The 20,332-nt window shown below is 74.9% G+C and carries 15 protein-coding genes; 1 reads left to right on the forward strand and 14 read right to left on the reverse strand.

What is annotated here, in order from left to right:
- The 11 genes from B124_RS16580 to B124_RS16630 form a co-directional block, all read right to left on the reverse strand.
- Positions 1 to 3,825 carry an FtsX-like permease family protein gene (locus B124_RS16580; RefSeq protein WP_496503690.1) on the reverse strand — a complete coding sequence of 1,275 codons (3,825 nt, stop codon included), beginning with the start codon at positions 3,823 to 3,825 and terminating at the stop codon, positions 1 to 3.
- 131 nt (positions 3,826 to 3,956) lie between these two features.
- A complete protein-coding gene (locus B124_RS16585) occupies positions 3,957 to 4,358 on the reverse strand; it encodes a globin (protein ID WP_496503618.1) in 402 nt (133 codons plus the stop codon).
- A 177-nt stretch (positions 4,359 to 4,535) separates the two neighbouring features.
- Complete coding sequence (locus B124_RS16590; RefSeq protein WP_496503619.1) at positions 4,536 to 5,018, reverse strand: NUDIX domain-containing protein; 483 nt, start codon at positions 5,016 to 5,018, stop codon at positions 4,536 to 4,538.
- A gap of 598 nt (positions 5,019 to 5,616) precedes the next feature.
- On the reverse strand, positions 5,617 to 6,030 hold the full coding sequence (locus tag B124_RS16595; protein WP_496503620.1) for a hypothetical protein: 414 nt from the start codon (positions 6,028 to 6,030) through the stop codon (positions 5,617 to 5,619).
- Between the two features lie 127 nt (positions 6,031 to 6,157).
- A complete protein-coding gene (locus B124_RS16600; protein WP_496503621.1) occupies positions 6,158 to 7,225 on the reverse strand; it encodes an ABC transporter permease in 1,068 nt (355 codons plus the stop codon).
- A complete protein-coding gene (locus B124_RS16605; protein WP_496503622.1) occupies positions 7,222 to 7,947 on the reverse strand; it encodes an ABC transporter ATP-binding protein in 726 nt (241 codons plus the stop codon). Before B124_RS16605 ends, B124_RS16600 begins: the two co-directional genes overlap by 4 nt.
- A gap of 149 nt (positions 7,948 to 8,096) precedes the next feature.
- Positions 8,097 to 9,377 carry an extracellular solute-binding protein gene (locus B124_RS16610; RefSeq protein WP_496503623.1) on the reverse strand — a complete coding sequence of 427 codons (1,281 nt, stop codon included), beginning with the start codon at positions 9,375 to 9,377 and terminating at the stop codon, positions 8,097 to 8,099.
- A gap of 2 nt (positions 9,378 to 9,379) precedes the next feature.
- Entirely contained in the window at positions 9,380 to 10,369 is a 990-nt protein-coding gene (locus B124_RS16615) for a GlnX family signal transduction membrane protein (RefSeq protein WP_496503624.1), read from the reverse strand.
- Positions 10,366 to 11,850 (reverse strand): vWA domain-containing protein, encoded by a 1,485-nt coding sequence (locus tag B124_RS16620; protein WP_496503625.1) that lies wholly within the window; start codon positions 11,848 to 11,850, stop codon positions 10,366 to 10,368. The genes B124_RS16615 and B124_RS16620 overlap by 4 nt, the downstream gene beginning before the upstream one ends.
- Before the next feature lie 28 nt (positions 11,851 to 11,878).
- Positions 11,879 to 14,473, reverse strand: coding sequence for a tetratricopeptide repeat protein (locus B124_RS16625; RefSeq protein ID WP_496503691.1), 2,595 nt, complete (start codon positions 14,471 to 14,473; stop codon positions 11,879 to 11,881).
- A 62-nt stretch (positions 14,474 to 14,535) separates the two neighbouring features.
- On the reverse strand, positions 14,536 to 15,888 hold the full coding sequence (locus B124_RS16630) for a trypsin-like peptidase domain-containing protein (RefSeq protein WP_496503626.1): 1,353 nt from the start codon (positions 15,886 to 15,888) through the stop codon (positions 14,536 to 14,538).
- Positions 15,889 to 15,978: 90 nt separating this feature from the next.
- Between B124_RS16630 and B124_RS16635 the strand changes: the two genes are divergently transcribed.
- Positions 15,979 to 16,278 (forward strand): trypco2 family protein, encoded by a 300-nt coding sequence (locus tag B124_RS16635; RefSeq protein ID WP_496503627.1) that lies wholly within the window; start codon positions 15,979 to 15,981, stop codon positions 16,276 to 16,278.
- A 174-nt stretch (positions 16,279 to 16,452) separates the two neighbouring features.
- Here B124_RS16635 and B124_RS16640 read toward each other — a convergent pair whose 3' ends face one another.
- The 3 genes from B124_RS16640 to B124_RS16650 all read right to left on the reverse strand — a co-directional run bounded on the left by B124_RS16640 (position 16,453) and on the right by B124_RS16650 (position 20,321).
- Positions 16,453 to 17,460, reverse strand: a complete 1,008-nt coding sequence (locus B124_RS16640) for an FHA domain-containing protein (RefSeq protein ID WP_496503628.1) — start codon at positions 17,458 to 17,460, stop codon at positions 16,453 to 16,455.
- 28 nt (positions 17,461 to 17,488) lie between these two features.
- Positions 17,489 to 18,844, reverse strand: coding sequence for a vWA domain-containing protein (locus tag B124_RS16645; protein WP_496503629.1), 1,356 nt, complete (start codon positions 18,842 to 18,844; stop codon positions 17,489 to 17,491).
- A gap of 121 nt (positions 18,845 to 18,965) precedes the next feature.
- Positions 18,966 to 20,321: a protein phosphatase 2C domain-containing protein gene (locus B124_RS16650; protein ID WP_496503630.1), complete on the reverse strand. Its 1,356-nt coding sequence runs from the start codon at positions 20,319 to 20,321 to the stop codon at positions 18,966 to 18,968.
- Between the last annotated feature and the right edge of the window lie 11 nt (positions 20,322 to 20,332).

The raw sequence follows: 20,332 nt of genomic DNA on the forward strand, positions 1-20,332 counted from the left end.
TCACTCGCTTCCCAGGCGCAGTGCCGTCGCCGGGTCGCCGCGGCGCAGCGCGACGAGCACGGTGACGAGGACGGGAACCACCGCGACCGCCGCCAGCAGGCCCGCCACGGACCCCGCCGGCAGCTCCACCACCACCGGCGGCACCGGCTGCGCGGCCCGGCCGGTGAGGGTGATGAGCGGGATGACGGCACGGGCCAGCGCCCAGCCGAGCAGCATCCCGGCGGCCAGCGCGAGCGTGATCAGCACGCTCTGCTCGACGGCGAACGTGCGGGCCAACTGCCGCTGCGGGGCGCCGAGTGCGCGCAGCACGGCGAACTCGCGGGTGCGTTCCCGTACGGACGCCGCCGCGCTGACGGCGAAGCCGAGCGCCGCCAGCACCGCCGCGGCGACGGCGGTGGCGGCGAGCGCGGCCTGCGGCCCGGCGCCGAGCGGGTCGGTGCCGAGTTCGTCGGCGAGTTCGTCGCGGACGAGGACGTTGCCGGGGTCGGTGTCGGCGCGTTCGCGCAGCGCGGTGACGGCGGTGCCGGTCTCGCCCGGCCGTGTCGTCAGCCACCACTCGGAGGGCAGCAGCGTGGCCAGGCCGCGCTGGGTCAGCGCGCGGTTGGCGGTGGGCAGGTCGAGGAGCAGCGCCCCGCCGAACTGGGCCCGCGACGGCTCCGCGACGGCGGCGGGGGAGCCGGGTCCGGTGGTCGGCAGCTCCCGCAGCGCGCCGGTGATCTTCACGGACAGGCTGCCGCCGGGGACGGGGACGCTGAGGGTGTCGCCGATCTCCGAGCCGGTGGATGCGAGCAGCTTGTCGGTGGCCAGCGCGGTCAGCGGCGGGGCCGGGCCGCGTTCTGCGGTGACGGTGAGGGTGACCAGCGGCGGGCCGGTCCAGCGGTCGAAGGCCTGGTCGCCGGTCTCGTAGCGCAGCGAGAGGGCGGAGCCTTCGGGGGTACGGGGCCGGTCGACGACCGCGGCCGGGGTCTCGTCGTACAGCGCCTCGGGCTCGGAGACCGCGCGGGCGTGCCACGTGAACCCGTCGGGCACGGGCACCTCCCGGACGCCGCCGGAGCCGTCGGAGTCCTCGCCTCCGTCGCCGAGGGGCTTGGCGACCTCGACCCGCTCGACGTCGAGCCGGCGCTCCCCGCCGTCCCCCGGCTGCGGGTGTACGAGCCGGAGCCCCGTGAGCCGCAGCGGGCCCGCGGGCCGGCCGTCCGGGGCGCCCGCGGCGGCGGCGACGTCGGCGGCGAGGGTGTGCGTACGGCCGTCGGCGGGGAGGTCGCCGGCGGGCAGCTCGTACGCGGCCCCGTACCGGTCCTCGACGACCACGGTCACCGCGGCACCCCCGCCCGCACCAGCATCGGCCCCGAGCCGCGCCACAACCCGCACCTCCCCGGGCACCCCGGGCAACTCCAGCTCACCGCCACGGGCGCCGGCACCGGCGGCGGGCTCCGTGCGTGCGGCCGAGGACATCGTTCCGTCCCGGGCCTCCGCGACGTCCGCTGCCTCCGCTCCAGAGCCGGTGCGCTCCGCGGTCGCGGCCGGGTGGACCGGACCGGCTGCGGTGTCCGCGACCGAGGCCGTGCTTCCCGCGCACCGCGCGCCTGCGGAGTCCGCGTTGCCAGCGCGCCCCGTGTCCGGGCCCGCTCGGTCCGGTGGGCCGGGTCCGCCGCCCGCCGCGGGGCTGCGCCAGGCCGCGCGGTCCGCGGCGGGGTCCGCGCCCGCTCCTTCCGCACCCGCGCCCGGCGCCGCTCCGTCCGCCCGGCCCGGTCCGTCGTCCACCGCGGCCCCTGGCGGAGCCAAGCCGCGCAGCAGTTCCGCGCCCTCCGTGCCGTCCGCCAGGTCCGGCCGCAGGCGCAGGCCCGCTGCGGCCCGGGACGTGTCCAGGGCCAGTACCTCCGCCGACCCCCCGCCCGACAGGCTCATGCCCCACCGGGCCGCCGGTGCCGCGGCGGCCACGCCCCCGACGCGCTCCATCATGCCGCCCTGGCCCAGCTCCGGGAGCCGGGTGCCCAGCACCCGTACGTCCGTGCCCGTGTGGAAGTCCGCCTGGTCGCGCTGCGAACGGTTCCACGACGCGCCCTGCGCCAGCGCCAGCATCCCGATCGCCACCGCCAGCACCAGCAGCAGCACGGGACCCGCGCCCCGCAGCGGGCGGCGGCTCAACTGCCAGCCGGCCAGCGCCGAGGGCAGCCCCCGCCCCGCCACCGCGCGGCGCTCCGCGAGCCGGGCGACCGGCGGCAGGAGGCGCAGCGTCAGCACCGTGCCGGCCAGCAGCGCCAGCGCGGGCGCCGCGACCAGTACCGGGTCGATGCCCAGCGCGCCGGAGCGGTCGCCGCTCAGCGCGCCGCTGCCGGAGGTCTGCCGGTCCAACTGCCAGTACGCCACCCCCGCCACCACCAGCAGCGCCCCGTCGGCGCCCGCGCGCAGCGGTGCGGGCAGCGGCCTGGCCCGTACCGTACGGCCCGCGGCCAGCACTCCTTCGCCGGCGGCACCGCCGCCGCCGCGCAGCAGCGTCGGCGCGATGACGGCCGCCGCACAGCCCAACGCGCAGCCGGCGGCCACGAGCCACGTGCCGCTGCCCGCCGCGCCGTCCGGGGTGAGCCCGGCCCGCTCCAGCGGGCCCCGCGCGGACAGCAGCCGGATCAGCGGCCCGGCGAGCAGCGGCGCGGCGATCGCGGCGGGCAGCGCGAGGAGCAGCGACTCGGCGGCGGTCAGCGCGCCGACGCGCTGCCGCGAGCCGCCGCGGGCGCGCAGCAGGTCCGTCTCGCCGCGGCGCTCCGCGCCGAGCAGCCGGGCGACGAGCATCAGCGCGTACCCGGCGAGCAGCACGAGCTGGAGGGCGACGATCAGCAGCGTCGACCGGCTGACGAGCAGGGCCCGTTCGGTGCCGTCCAGGAGCTGCGGCAGCCGGGTGCCGGCCACCGCGCGGCCGTCGAAGACCGGCTCGTCCGCGAGCGCGCCGGAAGCTTTCTTCACCGAGGCGCGCAGGGCGTCCGAGCGGTCGGCGGTCATCTCGTCGAAGTCGCCGCGCAGCACCCACGCGCCCGCGGCCTGCGCCACGCGGCCGGAGGCGAAGGAGCCGGGGTCGGCGAGCAGCGGTCCGTAGGTGGTGTAGCCGCCCTGCTGGACGCCCTTGCCGCGGAGTTCGTCGGCGAGCCAGTAGGGGGCGTCGCGGTCGCGGGGGCGGTAGACGCCGGTGATCTCGACGGGCAGCGGAGGGTCGTCGCCGCGGCCGGCGAGGGTGAGGGTGTCGCCGGGGGCGAGGCCGAGCCGGTCGGCGGCGATCTGCGGGACGGCGACCTGGACGCTGCTGCCGTCCTGGGTGTCCGAGGAGCCCGCAGTCTTCCCGGAGCCGGCAGTCTTCCCGGAGCCGGAGGTATCCGTAACGTCCGAAGCGGCCCGCTCGTTGTCTGCCGCCCCCGGCCAGCGGCCCGCCGCCAGCGCGACCTCCGACCGCTCCAGCACCCCCAGATGCGTCAGGTCCGGGTCCTCCCCGGCGCGCGCCGCCGGCGGCTGGAGCCGGCGCGGCAGCTCGTACGGCCCGGAGCGGTCCAGGCTCTGGACCCGTACCGGCAGCCCCGCGAAGGCCGTGCGCGCGTTGTCCTCGACGGCCTCGGCCGCCGCCGCGCGGTCCTCTCCCGTCAGATACGGCACGTCCAGGGTGAGCGCCGCGTCGGCCGCCGCGTCACCGGCCAGCGTGCGCCGCAGCGCGGCGTCGCCGACGGTGCCGGAGAAGGCGGCGAGCGTGGCCAGCACGGTGGTGGTGAGGAGGACGGCGAGCAGAGCCGCGGCGAGGAGCAGCCGGTGAGCGCGCGCCCGCAGCAGCACGAAGCCCGTCACGATCCCCCCAGACATCACCGTCAAACTGTCTGGATGCTGTCAGAACGCGTTCGCACGTGGTAGCGAGTGACAGGGGAATTTGATCTGATCGTGACCGGGTCGCCGCCCCGGCCGTGGAGCGAACTCGCCGGTCAGCCGGGGGTGTTGATCATCGAGGCCGCCGCGTACACGAGGTAGTCCCAGAGCTGCTTCTCCTGCGCCGCGGGCAGCTTCAGCTCGTTCACCGCCGTACGCATGTGGCGCAGCCAGGCGTCGTGCGCCGCGCGGTCCACGGCGAACGGCACGTGCCGCATGCGCAGCCGCGGGTGACCGCGCCTCTCGCCGTACGTACGCGGGCCGCCCCAGTACTGGATGAGGAACAGCCGCAGCCGCTCCTCGGCCGGGCCGAGGTCCTCCTCGGGGTACATCGGGCGCAGCAGCGGATCCTCCGCCACGCCCTCGTAGAACCGGTGGACGAGGCGGCGGAACGTCTCTTCGCCGCCGACCTGCTCGTAGAACGTGGCTGGCGGCTGCCCCTCTGGATTCTCGCTCATCCCTGCCATCGTCTCATCCCGCCTGGCGGAGGACCGAAGGCGTAGGACCTGGGCTGGGCCGGGAGAGCGGGCTGAGCAGCCGGCGAGGGGGTCGGTGAAGCGGCTGGCGAGGGGGCGGCTGGCGAAGGGGCCGGTGAGGCCGGGCCGCGGGGCTTGCGGGTGACGGCGTGGACGTGGTCACCGTCCATGGCGATCGAATATCTCCTGACTGTCAGGAGTGAAGGTCCACTGCCGCAGGGCCCGCCGCAGCTCGGGCTCGGTCAGCCACCCGTGCCAGGCCACCTCTGCGGGGTCGGTGGCGCCGGTCTCCGGAAGCACGGCGTCGCACACGCCGAGCCAGTGGGGGCTGAGCCCGCCCCGGTTGAGGAACGTGAACCGAAGGCGCACGGCCGCCTGCACCCCCAGCTCCTCACGGAGCTCGCGGGCAGCGGCCTGCTCGTAGGACTCGCCGACTGCCGCGGCGCCTCCGACGCCGAGTTCGTAGTGCCCTGGGAAACGGGACAACTGCGCGGCACGCCGATGGACGAGAAAGCGGCCTTGCCCGTCGCGGCACACCGCGACGCCGACCCGGTGCAACCAGCCCTCCCGAACGGCCTCCCGCCGACTGACCACGCCCAGCACGTGGTCCTGGGCATCGACGCGTTCCACGAGTTCATCCACGAGGCACACGGTCGCAGACGCCACTGACACCGAGCTGCGCAGAGGGCCGGGACCGTCGGGGCCGTGTCGGCCTCCGGCTGGGTGGGGTGCGTCTCGTTGAGCAAAACTCGGGCCACGTGGGCGATTTGCCCGCGTTTGGCTTGAGGGTTACCCAGAGTTTGTCCGCCTGGCGTGCACTTGGGGGCTGCCGGGTGGTCGCGGCAAGGTTGTGGCTGGGTGGGCGTCACCCCTGGGGTTGGTGTGGGCTCGCGGGCCCCGCCCCGCGCCGGGCCCTCGCCCCCCGTCGGCCGGAAACGCCCCCGATTCCGCCACCCCGGCGCCGTACCCCCGGACGCGGCCCACCCCACAGCCCGTAGCCACAACCGCACCCCCGGGGCGCCCGATCGGCCAGCAAGTCCGCGTTGTCAGTGCAGCCGCATACCCTTGGGCGGGAGTGTGGGGGACGTGTGACGCGCGCGGTGCAGGGTTCTCGGTTCCGTGCGGTGCAAAGTGCTCGGTGACGAGCGGGCGCCGTTTTTCGGGGATTTCGGGGATGCCGGGCTGCGGGGTTTAACCGCGCGGCCTGGGTGCGGCAGCCCGGTCGTCTCTCTGTTCGCGTCTACCTCGACGGGGGATGGACGCAGTAACTCCAGAAGTCGAACTCGCAGACTCCGGGCGCAATCTCACGGCACTCCAGGTGGACGTCGCATCCCTCCCTCTCCATCGGCTCCTCCGCGAGGAGTTGCCGGCTTATCCCAAAGCCTTCGAAGACCTCGAAGATCTGCGTCAGAGGGAGCGTCATCAGTGGTTTGTAGCTTCCGGCAACCATCCCGCCACCACGGAAGACGAGGCCGTCGAGGAACTTCTCGAAGTCCTCGTGACTGAGATTTGCCAGCGGGCTGTGACGGCCTTCGCGCAGGCGCTTCACATCCTTGGCTGTGCGCGCGAACCAGTCTTCATCGCTCGCCAGCAAGTCGCCGTATTCCTTGGTGTTCTTCGCGAGCTGGCTTCGGTCAACTTCCTTTATTCTCATGCCGCTGCTTCCTCTCATGAGAAAGGACTCGCAGTTCCTTGCTTGACACCCCGGTAACCATTCTCGGCCAGGCTGCACACATCTGCATCCCGGGCCGCCGCTACCCGAGAGCCCGAGAGCCCGGGTCCTACGTCGCGTCCCAGCGGAACAGCCGGTGCGCCAGTGCCGTGAACACCGCCGCCGTCAGCAGCAGCACCCCCATCGTCGGCAGCGCGTCCGACCAGCTTCCGCCGCGCGTGAGCACGTCCTGCACCGCCTGCACCAGGTGCTTGAGCGGCAGCGCCGCCGAGATCGTCCGCACCCACGGCGGTGCCTCGTCGAGCGGGAAGAACGACCCGGACAGGAACGCCATCGGCAGCACGACGATCTGCGCGAGTCCGTTGGCGGCGTCCTCGGTCTTCGCCCACGCGCCGATCGCGAAGCCGATCGACATGAACGCGATGCTGCCGCAGGACACCAGCGGGATCACCAGCCACCAGTCGCCGGTCAGCTTCAGCCCGTAGTACGGCAGCGTCGCCACCAGCAGGAAGACGGCGGTCTGGCCGAAGGCCAGCAGCATGTTGACGCCGAGGCGGGCGGAGATCACCGGGCCGGCGCGTACCGGTGCCAGCCACAGCCGCCGCAGGATGCGCTTCTTGCGCCAGTTGACCAGCCCGAGGGCGGCGCTGAACACCCCGCCCATCGCCACCGCCCAGCCCAGCAGCCCGGGGGTGAAGTACTGGATGGCCTCCAGCGACTCGTCCTCGACCTGACCGCCGTTGAGCGTGTACGCGGGCGGCTGTCCGGTCGCCGCGATGCTGGCCTGGTCCACGACGGACCGCAGCACTCCGCCGACGCTGCCCGCCTGCACCGGGTCGGCGGCCGAGACGCGCATCTGGACCGTGCCGCCGGGCTCCTCCCACACGGCGGCGTCGGCGTCGCCGTCGCGTACCTTCTCCAGCGCCTCCGGCCGGTCGCCCGACTTCTCGATCTTCAGGACGTCGTCGAGGTCCGCGCGCTGCTTCGCCGGCATCTCGTCGAAGACCTCGACGGCGCCCACCTGCACGACCGTGGCGCGGGAAACACCCGCGTCCTTGAAGAGCACGCCGAACAGGGCGAGGAACATCAGTGGGAAGACCAGGATGAAGAACACGGCGGCGCGGTCGCGCAGCAGTCCCAGCGCCATGGCCTTCGCCAGGCTGACGAACGGCTTCACTCGCGGTACTCCCGCCCGGTCAACTGCAGGAACACGTCCTCCAGCGAGTCCACTTCCAGCTCCGCGGCCAGTTCGGCGGGCGGCCCGACCCGCAGGATGCGGCCGGCGTCCATGACCGCCACGCGGTCGCAGAGCACCTCGGCCTCGTCCATGTAGTGCGTGGTGAGGACGACCGTGCGGCCCGCCGCGTTGATGCCGCGCAGCAGGTCCCACAGGTTGCGCCGGGCCTGCGGGTCCAGGCCGGTGGTCGGTTCGTCGAGGAAGACCAGCTCGGGGTCGTGCACCAGCGCGCAGGCGATCGACAGCCGCTGTGCCTGGCCGCCGGAGAGCTTGTCCTCGCGGGTGCCGGCCTTCTCGGTGAGGCCGACCTCGGCGAGCATCGCGTCGGCGCGTTCGTCGGTCACGCCGTAGAGGGAGGCGAAGGTGCGGATCTGCTCGCGGGCGGTCAGCTTCTCGAAGAACGCCGACGCCTGGAGCTGGACGCCCATGCGCCGCAGCAGCGCCGGGTTGCGCGGCCAGGACGGCTCGCCGAACAGCAGCGCGCGGCCCTCGTCGGGGCGGCGCAGGCCCTCGACCATCTCCAGGGTGGTGGTCTTGCCGGCGCCGTTCGGCCCCAGCAGCCCGAAGAACTCGCCCTCGCGGACGTCGAAGGTCACGCCGTCGACCGCGTGTACGTCGCCGTAGCGTTTGCGCAGGTCCTGGGCGGAGATCGCGGCGGACATGGGCCGACCCTAGCGGCGGAGCGCCGGCTTCGGGAGGGGCGGGGTACCCCGTAGTGCAGTTGGCGGTCGGTACGGGACGCGGTTGGCGGTCGGTACGGGACGCAGTTGGCGGTCGGTACGGGACGGGGGCGGGCGCGCCCGGGGGGCCGTCAGCCGCAGATGCCCGTCATCCACGGCCGCTGCTTCTCCAGCTCCTGCACCTGCTGGATGTCGCGCAGCCACCGCCGCGGATCGAGGCCGTCCGCGGCGAGGTACTGCAGCGCGCCGTCGTAGAACGCGTCGCGCACCGCCGGCGGCATCACGTCGGAGGCGTCCAGGCAGCGCGGCAGGGCGGTGTCCTGCAGGTCGTGGACGATCCTGAGCGTCACCGGATCCGCCGGACGCGGCGCGCCCCGCGCGGAGCTGGCGCTGTACACCGGCGACTTCGAGGCGGCGGACCAGGCCCGCTGCCCCTGGTGGGAGGCGAGGAACCGGAACACCTCCCGGACCTTGGGCCGGTCGTCGAAGAGCGCCGCGAAGTCCCCGCTCACCTCCCGCCCGCGCGCCACCGTCGTATCCGGCAGGTACGGGGTCGAAGGCGCGTAGTCCGCCCGGCCGGCGGCATCCCCGTACAGGTCGCGGGCGAACGAGCCCTGGTGCTCCGCCACACACCGCTCGTCGGTCTCCGTCCGCCCGCCGAACAGCAGCCCCCGCTCGCCGGGGGCGCCCCGGTGGTCGTTGAGCAGCGCCCAGCGCGGCGGCCCGGCGCCGTCCGACTTCATCAGCCCGCCCCAGGCCCGCCAGGCCCGTACGACGGGCTCCGCCGTCCACTCCAGTTCGCCGCGTGCCCAGCGCGCGTACGTCCGCGGGCCGGCGCGTTGCAGCACCAGGTCCTCGATCCAGTCGCTCGCCGGCCAGCCGGCGGCGCCGTCGTCGCCCATGCCCACGCACCACTCCCGTACCCCGACGGACTCCGGCCTGCCGTTCGCCGCCCGGTACCAGACGATGCTCTTCAGCGCCGCCCGCACCGGCACCCAGTACACGCGCCCGCCGGGCTGTCCGGTGGCCCGCGGCGTCCACGGGGCGTCGTAGTGCGCGGGCTCGTACAGGTCCCGCCCGTCCAGGGGCTCCAGCAGGTCATCGGCGGCGTACGCGGCCAGCTCGCCAGGCCCCGGCATGATCACGATGTCGGGCGGGGTGCCGGCCTGCACCTGGGAGAGCAGCACCTCGCGCTGGGCGGCGGTGCCCTGGTAGACGTAGTCGAAGCCCTCGCTCTCCAGCAGCTCCTCGAAGGTCTCCTCCTGCGTGCCGGTCCACGGCCCGAGCACCGTGACCGGCCGGTCCGCCGCCTCGTCGACGGGCGGCTGGCCGCCGACGCAGCCGGCGAGGACGGCCGCGAGGACGGCCGCGAGGGCGGTCGCCGTGAAGGCCCGGCGGGGGGTCCCGAGCACGGTCAGTCCCTTCCGTAGTCGGCGTAGAGCCGCCAGAGCAGTCCGCCGGCGGCGCAGACGACGGCCAGCCCGCAGCCCGCCGCGAGCCACGGCAACGCGCGGGCGGCCGTCGAGGTGGACGCGATCGTGTCGCGGACGGCCGCGGCGTCGGCGTCGATGCGGCCCTGCTCGCCGGCGCCGTCGAGGCGCACCAGGGTGGTGTGGACGGCGTCCAGCTTGTCCTGGGTGTCGTCGGTCGCCGCGAGCGGCACCGTGGCCAGGACGCCGACGAGCACCAGGGCCGCGGCCAGCCAGCCGCTGAACAGCCGCCCGCACCGCCGCCACAGCAGCCGCCAGGCCAGCCCCACCACGAGCCCCAGCACCAGCAGCGCCGCCACCGCGACGACCCAGCCCGCCTTCTCGGCCGCGCTCACGTCCGTCTCGTCCCGGATCTGCGCGAGCTGGTGGTCCTGGAGTTCGGCGAGCCGCGGCAGGATGCCCGTGCCGTCGCGCTTGAGCTCCGTCGCGGCCTCGTACAGCTTCTGCTCCCGCATCAGCCGGTTCTCCTTACCGGTGTAGTGCCAGGCGGCCTCGCTGATCGCGTACTGGTACGAGTTGTGGAGCTCGTTCATGACCTCGACGGCCCGCTCGCCGCGGTCGCCGTCGATCTGCCGGTCCGACAGCCGGGACAGCGCCTGGTCGGCGGCACTGCTCTGCTGCTTGTACCCCTCGCCGGGGCCCACGGTGTCCATGAGGCCGTCCACGTAACTGCGGTGCGCCTGCTTGTCCGCCTCCAGCAGCGCCGTGCGCACCGCCACCGCGTCCTGCACCGCGAGCACCGAACGCGCCTGGAGCTCCGCGGGCACCCGGTGCACGCTGTCGTACGACACGAGCAGCGCGGTGCTGCCGATCGCGCCGAGCACGAGCACCGCCGACAGGTGCCGCAGCAGCCGGTACTTGACGGACCTCGGGAACAGCAGCGAGCGGACCAGTTGCCGCAGCCGCGCTCTCACCGCGGGCTCCCGGCGGACGCGAGCCGGGCGCCGCAGGCGACGCAGAAGGCGGCGGCGACGGTGGAGAGCCGGGTGCAGGCCGGGTCGGGGCAGGGGACGCCGGCGGGCGCCGCCGCCAGGGGGACGTCCAGCGGCCGGTGCTGCCCGCGGGAGAGCCGGCTGCGCAGCAGCGCCGTCTGGTCGACGGTCGCGCCGGTCCGTACCCGTACGACGCCGTTGCGCGCGTCGAGCACCTCGGCGATCCGGTTCAGGTCGTGGTCGAGGAAGTGCCGGTCCTTGAGCACGTACGCGAGCTTCGCCGCCTCGCCCAGCTTCGCCTTCGCCTCGGGCATGTCGCCGCGGGAGTAGGCGGTGCAGCCCGCGTTGAAGGCGTCGGCGAGACGGTCGCGCAGCCGGTACGTGGCCGTGGTGCCGCGGGCCCGTACCCCGGCGGGGGAGGAGTCGTACGACCAGCGCACCAGCACCGTCGCCGCCGTCGCCCGCTCCGGCAGCGCCGCGAGCCCCGGCCCCAGCGCGACCTGGGCCAGCAGCAGGTCGGCGGCCAGCAGGTCGGCGTCCCGCCCGGCCGCCGGGTCGCCGTCCGGGCGCACCTCGACCGACAGGATGTAGCGGCGGACGCCGGCGTCCCACAGGCGGGTGGTGAAGACGTGCCGCCACGGGTCGGCGCCCGCCGGCGCCGGGTCGGGCCGCAGTTCCCGGCTGACCGGCGCCGCCTCGCGGAAGGACCGCAACGTCACGCCGGTGCGCAGCCGCACCTCGACCGGCACCGCCGGCATCCGGGTCGAGCGCAGCCGGCCGGCGATCTCCGTGAGCCGGTCGGCCAGCGGCCCGGCGTCCTCCGCCAGTTCGGCCCTGCCGTGCAGCCGGGTCGCGAGAGCGGTCAGCGGCGCCGGCTCCCAGTCGCCGCCGACGCCGATGACGTCGCACGTCAACACGCCGACGCAGGCGTCGATCGCGGCGTCGAGGCGGCCGTCGTCGTGGCCGCGGCCGTCGGTGATCATGAGCAGGTGGGCGATCCGCCGCGGCTCGCGGGCGAGGTGCGCGCGGGCCGCGTCGAGCCAGGCCGCGTAGCCGCCGGGCCCGCCGGCCGCGCCGCCGGCGGTCTCGGCGGGCAGCATCTGCCCGGCCGCGAACTGCGCGGTCCGCCGGCTGAGTCCGTCCGCGCGCGCCCACACCTCGCTCGTGTCGTACGGATAGCAGACCCGCGGTGCTCCGCCGCCGTGCAGCACGGCGAACGACGCGCCGTCGGGCAGCGCCGCGATCGCGGCGGCGACCGCCTTCCGGGTCTCGTCCACCCGGTCCGGCGCGAAGTCCAGCGCCACGATGACGCCGGTGTCCGCGGGCACCGGCGCCGGCCCGCCCGCGGCCTCGGCGGTGACCTCCACGGTGGTGTCGACGGTGTGCGCGGCGACATCCGCGCGCAGCCGGTGCCGCGCCTCCGCGGCGTCCGCGAGCGTGACGCCGAACCGCAGCGTGTCCATCGGGTTCGCCTCCAGTCGGGACGGCGGGTCAGGAAACGGTGGGCGGGCGGACCGCGTTGTGCAGCTCGACGAGCTTCGCGCGGTCGCCGTCCCGGCAGTGCCGGGACAGCTTCCGGTAGCAGGCCGCGAGCAGCAGCCGGATGCGCCACTCGGGGGAGTCGCGGCGGGCGGTCCTGCGGGCCGGCAGGAGGCGGGGGAGGGGGCGTTCGCCGCCGCGGGGGCGGTACGTGACGCCGAACAGCTCGTCGTACGGGAAGCCGTCGCCGCCTCCGTCGGCCGTACCGCCCGCGTCGTCTGTGTCCTTAGTACTGCCCGCGCCGTCCCCCGTGACCAGGTCCAGCGCCCACTCCAGAAGCTCCGCCTCCAGCAGCAGTCCGTGCTCCTGCGCCAGATGCAGGGGCGCCTTGCTCCTGGTGTCCGCGGCGAGGGCCAGCCGCTTGCGGGCCTCGCCGATCTCCCGCAGCGACGGCAGCGCCGGTCCTTCCGGTGCCAGCCGCGCGGCCGAGACCCGCATGGCCGCGATCCACGCGGCGGCGTGGTCGGGGGAGTCCTCCGGCATGTTCTCCAGCGCCTTCACCGCGTCGGCCCGGCTGCCGCGGGCCAGTGCCAGCCGGGCAAGCCCGAAGGCACCGTTGCCCTGCATGCGGTTGCGCGACCAGACGGTGAGGTAGTGGTCGGTCGCGGCCTGGTGCAGCTCCTGCGGAGTGCGGCCGGCCGCCGCGGGCCGGTCGGCCGCGGCCAGCCGCTCGGCGCAGTAGCCGAGGGCCATTTTGGGCGCGTACTCGCCGGGCAGCCGCCGGTAGACCGCCTCGAAGTGGCCGTATGCCCGGCTCAGCGCCGCCTCTTCGGGTGACACCTCGTCGGCCGCGTCCCCTTCACCCTCCGGGGTGGCGGCCTCTTCGCCCCCGGCCCCGGGCTCGGTTTCGTCCCCGGCCCCTTCCCCAGTCCCTTCCCCGGTCTGCTCCGCGGCTCCGGCTCCGGCTGCGGCTGCGGCTGCGGCTCCGGTCCCGGCCCTGGCCCTGTCCGCGGCGGTCTGGGCACCTACCAGCTCCAGCAGGCCCTCGTACCACTCCAGTTGCCAGGCCCGGTACGGGGCCCGGTACGGGCTGTCCTTCAGGATCCGCCGCGCCTCGGCCAGCTCCTTCACCGCCTTTGCCAGCGCCGGCACCGTCAGCTTCCGCAGGTGCAGCCGCACGTTGTGGAAGCAGATCTCCGCGGACGGCTCGCCCTCCTGCTGGTGCAGCTTGCGGTCCGGGTCGTACGTCGACAGCCGGAACAGGTTGCGCTGCTCGTCCTGCGGATGCGGCCCCGGCACCGGCAGGGCCAGCGCCACGTCCCCTGCCCGCGGCGGCCCCACAGAAAGCGGCTCCGACACCGGCCGCGCGCCTCGTCGCGGCGTCTTGCGGTCCAGCCAGCGGGTGAGCTGCGGCAGCGAGCCGAGCCCGTTGTCGAGCAGCCGCCGGGTCGGCTCGAACAGGCCGGAGGGCTCGGGCCGGTCGCTCTTGCCGCGCAGCGCCCGGATCTCCCGCAGCACACCGCGCAACTGCTCGCTCATCTCGGCGGCGGAGGCGAACCGGTCGTCCGGATCCGGCGCCGTGGCGCACCGCACCGCGTGCTGGAAGGAGGTGATGCCGGTGCCGGGGATGCCGTGGGTGGCGGCGAAGCGGGCCAGTTCCTGGAGCGTACGGCCGACGGTGTGGAGGTCGTGCGCGACGGTCGGTCCGGTGCTGTCGGTCTCGGGGGCGGCGAAGTCCTCGGTGAGCGCGGGCGCGGTGCGTTCGCCGATGCGGCGGACGCCGCCGAGGTCGATGACCTTCAGACCGTCCCGGTAGTGGATGACGTTGGAGGGCTTCATGTCGCAGTAGGCCAGCGGCCCGATGGGCTCTTTGCGCCGGTGCAGGTGGTCGAGCGCGTCGAGGATCCGGCAGCCGTAGGTGACGACCTCCTCTATGTCGAGCCCGCGCCGGCCGTGGCGTACCTCCGTGACGATCTTCTCCAGGGTGCTGCTGCCGACGTACTCCATGACGATGTAGTTCATGGGCTGTTCCGTGCCGCCCCGCTCCTCGTGCAGATAGTCGAGGATCCGCACGATGTCGGGGTGGTCGAGCGCGATGAGGTAGCGGCGCTCGCTCTCGGCCAGCTCGGCCAGTTGCTCGTCGTGCCGGTTCAGCAGCTCCTTGACCGCGACCAGGGTGCCGTCGAGCCGGGTGTTCTCGGCGAGGTGGACCCAGCCCTGGCCGCCGTGGGCCAGGCAGCCGCGCACCCGGTACTGGCCGAGCATGTCCCCCTCGCGCAGCCGCGGCACGAACGAGTAGAGGTGTCCGCAGGCCGGGCAGTGGCCCTCGTTGGGCACCGGCGGCTCCACCAGCGGCGGTGCGAACAGGGCGCCGCACGCCTTGTTGCCGCAGCGCTTGCCGTAGGCCAGCGGCCTGTTCTCGGGGATCAGGGAGGCGTACGCGTCCTCCTCGGGCAGCTCCGGCAGCTTCAGCGGCTTTGCCGGGTTCAGCGGCTTTGACGGGCCGCCGTCCGGCTCGGGCAGCGGCCGGTCGTCGCGGTGCCGGCCGCAGCGCGTGCAGTAGCCGGTGGGCAGCAGTTCGCCGGCGCAGTCGGCGCCGGAGAACATCCGGTGCGGGCAGCGGGTCCGTACGCCGGCCGGGTCCGCGTCGGTCGTGACGGTCGTGGCGTTCAAGATCGGCCCTCCAGACGGGCGATGTCCGCGCGCAGCCGGTCGGTCAGGTCGCGGAGGGCCGAGACCGGGTCGCGGGCGCAGTCGTGCGCGGTGAGCGCGGCGTTGCGGCCGTTGGCCACCCGCGGCGGGGGCCGGCCGCGCTCCAGCGCGATCACCCTGCGGACCAGGCCGCGGGCGTACGCGTGCAGCGCCGGGCACTCCACGCACCGCTCCGCCGCCGCGACGGTCTGGGCGCTCGGGCGGCGCAGCACGAGCAGCAGCCGGACGCCCAGCGCCGCGAGTTGCGCCAGCACCCGAAGGGCCGCCGCCAGCTCCCGCGACCTGTCGGCCCCGGCCACGGCGACCCTGACCGGCAGGTCGAGGCGCTGGCCGGAGTCGCGCAGGACGGGGCGCGGCCCGTCGCCGCGCAGCCACGTGGTGAAGGCGCTGCCGTACGGCTCCGGCAGCCGCAGCAGCGCGCCGAGCGTGGCCGCGAGGTCGTCGGCGGTGCGCCCGGCCGCGTTCAGGGAGATGTCGACGGGGGCGAGCCCGGCGAAGGCGAGGTCCTGCGCGGAGCCCTCGGGGGCGGTGGCCAGCACCACCGGCGGGCCGGAGCCCGCGGCCCACTCGGCGAGCTGCGCGGCGAGCCCGGCGTCCGCCCCGGTGCCGGGGCGCGCCGGGACGACGGCGGACAGCGCGGGGTCGCGCGGGGCGGGGCCGTCGAGGAGCCGGGCGACCTCGGGCAGCAGCTCCGCGATGCGGTCCAGCGGGATCATGTGCCCGTGGCGCCTCTGGAACAGCGGCACCTTCTTCTCGTCGTCGTAGAACCGGCTGACGACCATGCCCAGGACCTCGGGCAGCGGTTCCGGCGAGACCTGGTCCAGCTGGGCGCTCGCGACCCCCGCGCCGCTGAAGCCCTTGTCGAGGACCATCGCCGGGGTCTCCGGGGTGAGTTGCCACCAGGTGCCGTACGGGCCGTCCACCTCGGCGCGTACCCATAACCCCTCGTCGTTCTTCTCGGGGAAGCCGCCGATGCGCACTTTCGCGCCGGTGTAGTGGGGGATGCGGCGCAGCGGCGCCGGGCGGGCCGCGGCGCGGGGCGGGTCGAGGGACAGCAGCGCTACGTCGCCGTCGGCCGGTTCCGTGCCCCGGGGCTTGACGCAATTGGGCAGCGGGCGGGCGCGGCTGGGCTCGACGGTGCCCCCGTAGTCGACGTAGTCGACGGTCAGTTCGCCGTCGGTGCGGTCCAGCGCGTGCGCCGAGGTCAGGGCCCGGTCCGGGGCGATGAGGATGCCCGCACCCAGGATCCGGCGGCCGGCGCGCAGCCGCAGCCGCCAGCCGTTGCCCTCCGCGGCAGCGCGATCCCCCATGACGGCTGACGATAACGCCACGGGCGGCTCCCCCTCTACACTCTGGCACGGTTCAATGACACATAGTCATGACGGAAGGGGGGCTCGCTGATGGCAGCCGGAGCGGGGAACGGCGAACTGGTGGGGCTGGCGGACGCGATCGCCGAGGTGCGGCGGGAGCTGGCGGAGGCGGAGCGGGAAGGGGAGGGGAGCGACTGGCGGTTCCGGGTGGAGAAGGTGAGCCTGGAGTTCGCCGTGGAGCTGCACCGTACGGGAGAGGGACGGTTCTCGCTGCGGCTCGGGGTGGTGGAGGCGGGCGCCGGGGGATCCGCGACCCGGGTGGGTACGCACCGGGTGCAGCTCGATCTGGTGCCGCACGGCGAGACCGGCGACCGGGGAATCAGCCGCTGAGGGCGCTGGTCGTCGAGGCGGTGTCGAGGCGGTGTGGTGCGGGGCCGGCGGTGGCGTACGGGATGGGGTCCGTACGACATCGCCGCGGCCGGCCGGTTCGTCATGCTGCGGCGCCGGGCCGTCCGGGTGGTGCGGGTGATGCAGGTGGTGCGGTCGTGCGGGGTGAGCGGGCGGCTAGCCCCGCTCGATGCGGATCGTCGTCCACGCGCCGACATGCACCCGGTCGCCCTCGCGCAGCGGCACCGGGATGAAGGGCTGGATCGGGTCGGCCGCGCCGTTGACGGTCGTGCCGTTGGTGCTGTTCTGGTCGACGACCGCCCAGCCGCCGTCCGGCTGCTCGACGAGCATGGCGTGCTTGTGCGAGACGCCCGGGTCCTCGGGCGGTCTGGCGAGGTCGATGTCCGGCACCTCGCCCGTCGACTGCCGCTTGCGGCCGATGGCGACCTGCGGGCCGACCAGCGGCACCTTCTGCTCCGGCGAGTACGCCGGCAGGTTCAGCCCCTGCGCGTCGGGGCCGCTGCGCGACATCATCGCCGCGAAATACTCCCGGTCCGGCGCCACGACCGCCACCCAGCCCACCGGCTGCGGCGGCCCCTGGCCGGGGAACTGCTGGCCGGGGAACTGCTGCCCGTGCTGCGGCGGCGGCTGCGCCGAACTGGGCGGCGTGATCAGAAAGTCGCCGCCGCCCATCCGCGGGTCCTGCTGCGCCGGCGGCGCCTGCGGGGGCACGCCGGGACCCGGGCCCGGCGGCGGGGGCGGCGGCGGAGGCAGCGGGCCCGCGCCGGTGTCCGGGCCCAGCGGCTCGGGGCCGCGGTGGACCTGCGAGGGGCCCGACGGCTGGTACGTCAGCCCCTGCGGGTGCTGCGGGGGTTGTCCGTGCTGCGGCTGGAAGCCCTGCGAGAAGCCGGAGGCCATCGTCGGCGGCACGTACGGCTGGGCGCTCTGGGTGACGAAGTTGTACCGGCACTCCTCGCAGAACTGGGCCTGCCCCTCCCGGGGCGTGCCGCACGAGGGGCAGGGCTCGGCGGGGCCGCCGGCCGGCGGACCGGGGTAGCCGTAACCCCCCGGGCCCGGTGGCGGGACCTGGGCGGCCGGCGGCGGGACGGCGCCGGGCATGCGGATGCCGCACACCTCGCACCAGTCCTCGGCTCCTGACGGGTGACCGTTCGGGCAGGTCGCCATCTCGGTGGATCCCCCTGTCTCACTCTCGTCACTTCTTGACGCGGACGGTCTTCGTCGACCGTGTCTCCAGTGTCATCTCGTCGGCCTCCGCGACCTTGGCCTTCAGACGCACAGTACCGCTCGCCGCGTCGACCACGTCGACCACCTTCGACAGTAGCTTCGCGGTGTCCGCGTTGCCGGAGGCGCTCGCCAACTGGACGGCGCGCCCCAGTTTGGCCGTGGCGCCGTCCATGTCGCCGGCCTTGCGGTCCTCCAGTCCCTGCTGGATGACCTGCGCGAGTTCGGCCTGTCCGGTGTAGTGCGCGACCTGCGCGTTGATCCGGGTGGAGGCCGCCATGTCGTCCGTCCACACCGCCCGGATCAGCCCCTGGGAGAGGGTCTGTGCGCTGCCGTCCGGCTGCGGCAGGATCAGCGAGACGCGGGCGGCCAGCATCTCCTGGCCGACGGAGGCGGGGGGCACCTCGACGCAGACGTGGTAGTCGCGGGACTCGTCGCCCCACGAGCCGGTCGGGTAGTCGCCGGCGCGCGGGCCGGCCTCCGTACGCCGCTCGGTCAGCTCCTCGACGGTGGGGGCGACCTGCTTGACGAACTTGATGGCCGACCCCTGCGGCGTCCACAGCCGCAGGCTGACGTCCGCGACCTCCTTGCCCATCGCGGCCTCCATCATCTGCGTGAAGTCCGCGGCGAGACCGGCCGGGTCGGCGACGATGTCGGCGGTGCCGAGCAGCGCGGAGGCGATGCCGGTGACCTCCTTGACCTCCCAGTCCGTGCCGACGCCGCGGGCGTCGCAGGTGAAGCGGCCGGCGCAGGCGTCGAGGGCGGCCCGCAGGTCCTCCGGCGACTCGTGCTCGTTGCGGCCGTCGGTGAGCAGGATGCCGTGCCGGATCGCCACCTCGGCGGAGCCGAGCAGCTTGTCCGCGAGCCGCAGCCAGGTGCCGATCGCGGTGCCGCCGCCGGCGCTCAGCTTGCGCAGCGCCTCCTTGGCCTCGGTACGGGTCGTGGCGTCGGCGACCGCGAGCCGGCCGCCGCCGGGGTAGACCTCGCGCGCCACGTGGGTGCCGGCGACGACGGCGAAGGCGACGCCGTCGCGTACCGTCTCGATCGCGGCGGCCGTGGCGTCCCGGGCGTTGCGCATCTTGGTGGGGGGATAGTCCATCGAGCCCGAGCAGTCGACCATGATCACCACACCCGCGTCCGGGTTCCCGGAGCCGGACCGGGCACGTGCCGGATCGGCCGCAGGCAGGGGCATGCCGCCCGTCGTGCCGCCACCGGTCGAGGCGACGGTCACGATCGCGTTCACTTCCCGGCCGCCCTCGGGCAGGTACTCGTTCTGGTAGACCTCGACCGAGAATGCCGGCGCGTTCGACTTCTCGAAGTTGGCCATCTCGTCCCCTCCCACTGATGTTAATGAGAATCTATGTAGACAAGTCGCCGGGCAAGGGAGGCTGACCACCTTACGTGCGCCGCCCCCCGCGGCGGATCGACCCCCGTACGTCCCCCCTCCGTTACGAAGGGCCTGCCCCGCCCGCCGGGCCGGGGAACGGGAGAACCGCCACTGTTACGTTGTCGTGGCCGCCGCCGTCCAGCGCGTGGCCGACGAGCACCTGGGCCGCGTGCAGCGGCCGGGCCGCGGCGTCGGGCGGCACCGCGGCGGCCAGTTCACCGGCCGCCTCGGCGTAGTTCCACAGGCCGTCGGTGCACACGATCACCACGCCAGGACCGTCGGGCTTGAACGAGGCCGTGTGCGGGTCGAGTTCGTGCGCGTCCGCGCCCAGCCAGCCGGTGATCGCGTGCGCGCGCTCGTCCGCGTACGCGTCCGCCTCGGACATCAGCCCGGCGGCGACCATCTGCGCCGCCCACGAGTCGTCCTCGGTGAGCCGGGCGGAGGGCGCGGCGCGGTCGTCGGGCACCCAGTAGGCGCGCGAGTCGCCGATCCAGCCGACGGTCAGGATGCCGCCGGCGATCACCGCGCTGACGATCGTGCAGGCCGGCGCGTTCTGGTGGCTCAGCGGCGAGTGCTGCGCGGCCAGTTCGTTGACCGCGCCGGCGGCGGCGAGCAGCGCCTCGTGCATCGCCTGCTGCGGGTGCAGCCCGCGGCCCAGCGTGGCCTGCAGCGACGCACCCCCGGCGGTGCTGGCGGCGGCGGAGGCCTCGTCGGGGCGGCTGGCGGAGGACACGCCGTCGCAGACGACGGCGACGGTCGCGGGGGCGCCGTTGGGCAGGGCCGTCTCCGCGATGGCGAAGAAGTCCTCGTTGCGGTGGTGGCGCAGGCCCCGGTCGCTGACCGCGGCGACGCCCTCCAGCTCCCGCTCCATGTGGTCCCGCTCGCGCGGCTGCGCGTGGCCGCAGCGCTCGCAGTAGCCGTCGGTGTCGATCGCGCCCGTACGGCACGCGATGCAGCGCCGCCCGGGCGGCACCGGACCGGCGGCGGGCGGCTCGGCGGCTGCGGCTGCCTCGGGGGCGGCGGTGCCCAGCGCCGCGCGCGGATCGGCGCCCTGCGGCGCCGCCGGCGCGTCGAGGCGGAAGTGCTCCGGGTCCTCCGCGGGCGCATCGAGCAGGAACTCGCCGGAGTCGCCGCCCTGCGTCCCCGCCCCGGGGACCGCGATGCGGTAGCTGCCGGTGCGCTGGGCCGCCGCCGGGCCGCTGTCCGGCGCGGCGGCGGGCGGGGCCGCCGGGGCCGCCGCCGGTGCGGCGCCGTTGGGACCCGCCGCGGGCTCCGCCGCCGCCGGTACGGGCTCCGGCGCCGGCGCGGGCGCGGCGAGATCCGCACCGCACGCCCCGCAGAACAGGTCACCCGCCTCCAGCGGCTCCTCGCACGAGGGGCACGCGCTCAGTTGGGATACGGGAGGTGTGTTCGCCATGGGCTTTCCTC

It is taken from the genome of Streptomyces sp. CNP082 (assembly GCF_059570535.1).